This window comes from Actinosynnema sp. NPDC023658, assembly GCF_040639995.1.
GTDB lineage: Bacteria > Actinomycetota > Actinomycetes > Mycobacteriales > Pseudonocardiaceae > Actinosynnema.
Genome location: NZ_JBFAAX010000357.1, coordinates 1 through 6,041 on the forward strand (window position 1 = coordinate 1; position 6,041 = coordinate 6,041).

Sequence of the window (6,041 nt, forward strand, 5' to 3'; positions counted from 1 at the left end):
GGGAGGCGCCCGTGAACGACAAGCCGGTGCACGACACGCCTGCCAACGGCGCCTCCGCCCACGGCAGCCCGGCTAACGGCAGGTCCGTGAACGACGACCACGGTGATGACAACCCGGGGGGCGACATCCCCGCGGAGCTGCCGAAGAGGCGACCGCGGACCAACCTGGTGGCCGAACGGCCGAGTGCGACCGACGCGGTGGCACCCGTACGGAGGGATCCTCAGGCGACACGCGGGTTCCTCGCCAGCTACCAGACCGGTATCCGGCAAGGTGTGCGTGGATCCGGTGAGAATCGAGCTGGGCAGGAGAACGGATGAGCACGCAGAAGTCGCGACAGGTCGACCAGTTCGGCTGGCTGGTGAGCAACTTCGCCGAACGCGTGCCCGGGGTGGCCCACGCGGTCGTGATCTCGGTCGACGGCCTGCTGCTGACCGCCTCGAACGGGTTGCCCCACGACCGGGCCGACCAGCTCGCCGCCATCGCGGCCGGGGTGGCCAGCCTGACCGAGTCGGCGGCCCGCTGCTTCGACGGCGGCGGTGTGCTGCGCTCGGTGGTCGAGATGCAGTACGGGATCATGCTGCTGATGTCGATCCGGGACGGCTCGTGCCTGGCGGTGCTGGCCGCGCCGGACGCCGACGTCGGCCAGGTCGCCTACGAGATGACGGTGGTGGTCGACCAGGTCGGCCAGCTCCTGACACCCGAGCTGCGCGCCCAGCTCCACGGTGCGAAGCGGATGATGGCCCGCCCGTCTGCGTGAGGTGGTCATGGACCGGAACGAGGAGCCAGGGACGTCGGACGAGACGTTCGCCGCTCTGCTCAACGGGTTCAGCCTCGACTCCTCCCGCCGTCGCAAGCAGGAGAAGTCGAAGCCGGAGCGACCCCCCACGACCGGCGACACCAAGCCCCACCGCCCGGTCTTCGACGATGACGACGACTTCGAGTACCCGCGCGAGGAGGCGGCGTCGATCGTCCGCGCCTACTCGTGGACGGGCGGCCGCACCACGTCGGCGTTCCAGCTGGAGATCGAGACCCTGGTGTCGGCGGTCGACTGGGACTACCCGGGAGCCATGAAGGCCGAGTACCACGAGGTGCTGTCGCTGGTCGGCAGGCCGCGGTCGGTGGCGGAGATCGCCGCCCTGCTGCGCCTGCCGCTGGGCGTGGCGAAGGTGCTGCTGGGTGACATGGCCGAGCGCGGCCTGATCGACGTGCACCGCACCGCGTCCAGCGACGGCGAGCAGCCGGACCTCGGCCTGATGGAACGCGTGCTGGCGGGTCTGCGCCGGCTGTAGCGCCCGCGGCGCGGCCGGATCGCCGGCCCGCTGCTCTTGCGATGATCAGGTTTCGCCCTACGATGGTTTCAGTGTCGACCGAAGTGGCGACGGTGGAACCAGGGGGAGTCGCATGAGCGTCGGACGGGAAACGCGGTTGTCGGCGTGGATCGAGCGGTTCGCGGCGCACTTCGCGGAGGAGGGCATCCCGCTGATCGGTGGCCGCATCCTCGGCTACCTGCTGGTGTGCCAGCCCACGGAGCGGACCGCGGCCGAGCTGTCCCAGGAGCTGGAGGCCAGCAGCGGTTCCATCAGCACGAACCTGAAGTTCCTGGTCAACGCGGGTCTGGTGACGAAGAGGACGCGGCGCGGCAGGCAGGCGGCGCAGTACCGGATCAACGAGAAGCGGTGGGTCGACCTGATCCAGCGCAAGCTGGACGCGCTGGTGAGCGTGCGGGAGCTGACCGAGGCCGGGATGCGGCTGATGAGCGGCGACCCGGAGCGCGCGGTGCGGCTGCGGACCGTGGACGACATCTACACGTGGCTGGCGACCGAGCTGCCCGCGGTGTGGGAGCGCAGGCCCTCGTCCTCGCGCTGAGGCCGTTCGCGGGTCGAGACCCACAGGGCGGCGGTGGCGACGACCACCGCGCCCGCGCCCAGCACGTGCAGCGAGACGAGCACCTCGGGCACACCGGTCCAGTACTGGACCATGCCGAGCGTGCCCTGCCCGAGCACCACGGCCACCAGCGCCCAGTACGGGCGGCGGGGAACGGGGTGGGCGCGCAGCGCGAAGCCCAGGGCGATGAGCATGCCCAGGAACAGGAACAGCAGGTCGGCGTGGAGCTGGGCCAGCGTGTCCACCGGGGCGTCCAGGCGCGGTGTCGCGGCGTCGCCCGCGTGCGGTCCGGCGGCGGTGACGAACGTCCCGGCCAGCAGCAGGGCGCCCAGCGCCGCGGCCTGCACGACCTGCAACGCCAGCAGCCCCCTCGGCACGCGCGGCCGGGCGGGCTCGTCGCCCTCGCCCAGGGCGGCGACCAGCAGCACGGCGAACCAGACCAGGGCCATGGACACCAGGAAGTGCACGCTGACCGTCCACCACAGCAGGCCGGTGAGCACGGTGAACCCGCCGATCACGGCCTGCAGCACGACCCCGCCGAACTGCACGAGCGCCAGCACGACGACCCGCTTGCGGCGCGGCCGGCCGAACCACGCTGCGAGCACGCACAGCGCGGCGATGACGCCGACCACGCCGGTGAGGGTGCGGTTGCCGAACTCGACCCACTGGTGCAGCGACGCGACCTCGGGGTGCTCGACCGGCACGATGCTGCCCTCGAAGCACTGCGGCCAGGTGGGGCAGCCGAGGCCCGATCCGGTCACCCGCACGATCGAGCCGGTCACCGCGATGCCGCCTTGGGCGACCACGACGGCGATGGCGAACGCGCGCTGGAACGTGCTCAGGAACGTGGTGAACCAGGGTGGAACGGACACCACCCGATGGTAGGTACCACTGGCTGAGAACCGCCGGGCGGGGTGTCAGCCGAGCTTCGTGGTCCTGGTGGCCAGCACGCCGGCGGCCACGCCCCAGACCACCAGCACCGCGATGTGCCCGGGAGCGGGCGCGACGCCCTCGACGACCGCGTCGTGCAGCGCGAGGGCCAGCGCGGCCGACGGCAGCGCGTCGACCGCGGTCGCGAGCCACGACGGCAGCGACTCCACGCCGAGCGCGACGCCGCCGATGAGCAGCAGCGCGAACCACACGATGTTGGCCAGCGCGAGCACGATCTCCGCCCGCAGCGCACCGCCGAGCAGCACGCCGAGCGCGCCGAACGACAGGGTGCCGAGCACGATCAGCAGGACCGCCCACAGGGCGCCGGTCGCGGACGGTAGTCGCCAGCCGAGCAGCAGCGCGACCACGCTGATGATGACGACCTGCACGGCGACCACGGCCAGCGCCGCGACGACCCGTCCGGCGACCAGCAGCCAGCGGGGCAGCGCGGTCGCGGCCAGGCGCTTGAGCACGCCGTAACGCCGGTCGAAGCCCAGCGCAATTGCTTGCCCCGTGAACGCGGACGAGATGACGGCCAGCGCGAAGATGCGGGCGGTGGCCGAGCCGACGCGCGGTTCGGGCACCGGGATGACGTCCATGAGGCTCATCGCGACCAGCAGCGCCACCGGGATGAGCACGGTCAACAGGATCTGCTCGCCGTTGCGCAGCGTGAGCACCGCCTCGGTGCGGGCCTGGGCGAGGAGCATCCGACCGAGCCTGCCGCGGCCGGGCGCGGGCGTGAACGTGCCGGGCGCGAACGTGCCGGTTCCGGGCGTGCGCGGTTCGGGTGTCCGAGGGTCCGTCACGAGCGCAGCTCCCTGCCGGTCAGCTCCAGGAACACGTCCTCCAGGCTGCGCCTGGCCACGGTCAGCTCCTCGGCCAGCACGCCCTGCTGGGCGCACCAGGAGGTGACCGTGGAGAGGACCTGCGGGTCGATGGTGCCGTGCACGAGGTAGGTGCCCCTGGTGGCCTCGCGCACGTCGAGGCCCTCCGGCAGGGCGGCGCGCAGCAGCGTCAGCTCCAGGCCCGGTCGGGCGCGGAAGCGCAGTTGCCGGTCGTCGGCGTGGTGCTCGGTGAGCTCGGCGGGGCTGCCCTGGGCCACCACGCGACCGGCGTCGACGATGACGACGTGGTCGGCCAGCGCTTCGGCCTCGTCCATCAGGTGAGTGGTGAGCAGCACGCTGACGCCGTCCGCCCGCAACGCCGACACCAGCTCCCACACCAGGCGGCGGGCCTGCGGGTCCATGCCGGCGGTCGGCTCGTCCAGGAACACCAGCTCCGGCCGCCCGACCAGGGCGCACGCCAGCGACAGGCGCTGCTGCTGCCCGCCGGACAGCCGCTTGTAGGGGGTGCGCACCGACGACGTCAGGCCCAGCACGTCGAGCAGCCACGCCGGGTCGAGGGGGTTGGCGGCGCAGGCGGCCACGAGGCGCAGCATCTCGTCGGCCCGCACGCCGGGGTAGCCGCCGCCGCCCTGCGGCATGACGCCGATGCGGGGCCGCAGCCGGTCGCCGTCCCGCTTCGGGTCGAGCCCGAGGACGCGGACCTCGCCGCCGTCGGCCGCGCGGAACCCCTCGCACACCTCGACGGTCGTGGTCTTCCCGGCCCCGTTGGGCCCGAGGAGCGCGAGGACCGTGCCGGTGTCGAGGGTGAGGTCGAGTCCGTTCACCGCGACGGTCGAGCCGTAGCGCTTGACCAGCCCCGACACTTCCACGGCAGGGTGCTGGGGGTGCGGGCTCACGACGCGGAAGCCTAGGGCGTGGCTCGCCGCACCCCGGTGGTGGGGTCAGCCCCACCAGGGTTCTCCGGGTGGCTTCAGGGTTTCCTCGGGGGAGTTCCCGATATGCCCGCCGTACCATTCGCACCAGGATTTTCCCCGTGGTCGAGATCAGGGGGAATGGGCGGACGGCGGTGTTGCCGCCGGTCCTGGTGGGGCTCGTGCTGTCGTTGTTCCCGATTGCCTACCTGCACGTGTCGTCGGTCGGTGAGCTCAGCCCGATCACGCACACGGTCAGCGATTACATCTTCGTGGACAACGGCAGCGCGCTGCTGGCCGTGACGGCGATGTCGCTCGCGGCGGCGTCGGTCGGCCTGCTCGTCGCCCTCGTCCGGTCCGGTTTGCCCAGGCAGGGGCCGGTGGCGTTGCTGATGGGGCTGTGGTCGGCGGGGCTGGCCGTGGCCGCGGTGTTCCCCACCGACCCGACCGGCACGCCCACCTCGTTCTCCGGCGCGGTGCACCGGTACGCGGGCGCGGTGATGTTCACGAGCCTGCCCCTGGCCGGGTGGCTCATTTCCCGGACGTTCATCCCCAGCACCACTGTCCGTCGTTTCTCGCTCGCCGCGGGATTCGCTTCGGTGGCATTCATGCTGAGCCACGTCGCGGTGGTCGGACCGGGCAGCGGAGCGGTCGTGCTCGGCCTTTTCGAACGCGTCTTGTTCGCGTTGCTGTACGGCCTGTTGTTCGCCCTCACGTCCGCCGTCCTGCGCCGCGAGGTGACGTCATGACGTGGTCGGCCGTCCTGCTCGCCGTCGTCGGCGCCGTGTTCTTCGCCTTCGCCGCACGCCTCCAGCACGACGCCGTGCGGGCGAGCGAGGGCGCCCTGCGGGTGCTGGAGCTGCTGCGCAGGCCGCGGTGGCTGCTGGGCCTGCTGCTGCTCGTCCTCGGCGCCGGCGTGCACGCGGCGGCGTTGGGGATGGCGCCGTTGAGCGTGGTGCAGCCGGTGGGCGTGGTCGCCATCTTCACGACCCGCACCCCGGGGGTGTCCTTCGGCACGACGACCGCGACGTGCCCGGACGGGTGGTCGGCCGACTTCGCGATCACCACGAGGAAGTCCGCGAACGCGGTGTTGGTGGAGAACCACTTCTCGCCGGTGAGCACCAGCTCGGCGCCGTCGCGGACGGCTTCGGTGGAGGTGCGGCCCAGCTCGCTGCCGGCCTCCTCCTCGCTGCCCAGCGTCGCGCCGAACCCGCCGTTCTCGGCCAGCGGTTCGAGGTAGCGCCGCTTGAGCTCGTCCGAGCCGTACAGCCACACCATGTTGGTCGCCATGATCGAGATGAACAGGGTGAACGCCACGCCCGCGTCGCCGTAGGCCAGCTCGGACACCAGGTCCACGCTCTGCTCCAGCGGGATGCCGTGCCCGCCCAGGTCGGGGTGCAGCCACCAGTTCATCAGGCCCGTCTTGGCGAACCCCTGGTACAGCGGCAGCGGCATCTCGGCCAACGCGTCC

At 72.1% G+C, this 6,041-nt stretch carries 8 protein-coding genes; 4 read left to right on the top strand and 4 right to left on the bottom strand.

The annotated features are described in order from the left end of the window. The first annotated feature begins 313 nt into the window (after window positions 1-313). The 3 genes from AB0G02_RS26225 (at window position 314) to AB0G02_RS26235 (ending at window position 1,866) form a co-directional block, all read left to right on the top strand. Window positions 314-757, top strand: a complete 444-nt coding sequence (locus AB0G02_RS26225; RefSeq protein ID WP_360798455.1) for a roadblock/LC7 domain-containing protein — start codon at window positions 314-316, stop codon at window positions 755-757. Window positions 758-764: 7 nt separating this feature from the next. Then, window positions 765-1,289 carry a DUF742 domain-containing protein gene (locus tag AB0G02_RS26230; RefSeq protein ID WP_360798458.1) on the top strand — a complete coding sequence of 175 codons (525 nt, stop codon included), beginning with the start codon at window positions 765-767 and terminating at the stop codon, window positions 1,287-1,289. Window positions 1,290-1,401: 112 nt separating this feature from the next. Then, window positions 1,402-1,866, top strand: coding sequence for a helix-turn-helix domain-containing protein (locus tag AB0G02_RS26235; protein ID WP_360798461.1), 465 nt, complete (start codon window positions 1,402-1,404; stop codon window positions 1,864-1,866). Here AB0G02_RS26235 and AB0G02_RS26240 read toward each other — a convergent pair. From AB0G02_RS26240 to AB0G02_RS26250, 3 genes are all read right to left on the bottom strand, one after another. Further along, on the bottom strand, window positions 1,803-2,756 hold the full coding sequence (locus tag AB0G02_RS26240) for a COX15/CtaA family protein (protein ID WP_360798464.1): 954 nt from the start codon (window positions 2,754-2,756) through the stop codon (window positions 1,803-1,805). The two genes, AB0G02_RS26235 and AB0G02_RS26240, sit on opposite strands and share 64 nt — an antisense overlap. A gap of 45 nt (window positions 2,757-2,801) precedes the next feature. Further along, on the bottom strand, window positions 2,802-3,521 hold the full coding sequence (locus tag AB0G02_RS26245; protein WP_360798477.1) for an ABC transporter permease: 720 nt from the start codon (window positions 3,519-3,521) through the stop codon (window positions 2,802-2,804). A gap of 95 nt (window positions 3,522-3,616) precedes the next feature. After that, entirely contained in the window at window positions 3,617-4,528 is a 912-nt protein-coding gene (locus tag AB0G02_RS26250) for an ABC transporter ATP-binding protein (RefSeq protein WP_360798467.1), read from the bottom strand. A gap of 164 nt (window positions 4,529-4,692) precedes the next feature. Here AB0G02_RS26250 and AB0G02_RS26255 point away from each other — a divergent pair, with 164 nt between their 5' ends. Then, window positions 4,693-5,319 (top strand): DUF998 domain-containing protein, encoded by a 627-nt coding sequence (locus tag AB0G02_RS26255; RefSeq protein WP_360798470.1) that lies wholly within the window; start codon window positions 4,693-4,695, stop codon window positions 5,317-5,319. On the opposite strand, the gene AB0G02_RS26260 is transcribed toward AB0G02_RS26255, so the two are convergent. Further along, the coding region (locus tag AB0G02_RS26260) for an acyl-CoA dehydrogenase family protein (RefSeq protein ID WP_360798474.1) at window positions 5,282-6,041 on the bottom strand (760 nt) is incomplete at its 5' end. The two genes, AB0G02_RS26255 and AB0G02_RS26260, sit on opposite strands and share 38 nt — an antisense overlap.

What these genes read in the sequence shown, in the direction of transcription:
- AB0G02_RS26245 (WP_360798477.1), bottom strand. Translation starts at nt 3,521, where the DNA reads ATGCTCCTCGCCCAGGCCCGCACCGAGGCGGTGCTCACGCTGCGCAAC.
- AB0G02_RS26230 (WP_360798458.1), top strand. Translation starts at nt 765, where the DNA reads ATGGACCGGAACGAGGAGCCAGGGACGTCGGACGAGACGTTCGCCGCT.
- AB0G02_RS26235 (WP_360798461.1), top strand. Translation starts at nt 1,402, where the DNA reads ATGAGCGTCGGACGGGAAACGCGGTTGTCGGCGTGGATCGAGCGGTTC.
- AB0G02_RS26225 (WP_360798455.1), top strand. Translation starts at nt 314, where the DNA reads ATGAGCACGCAGAAGTCGCGACAGGTCGACCAGTTCGGCTGGCTGGTG.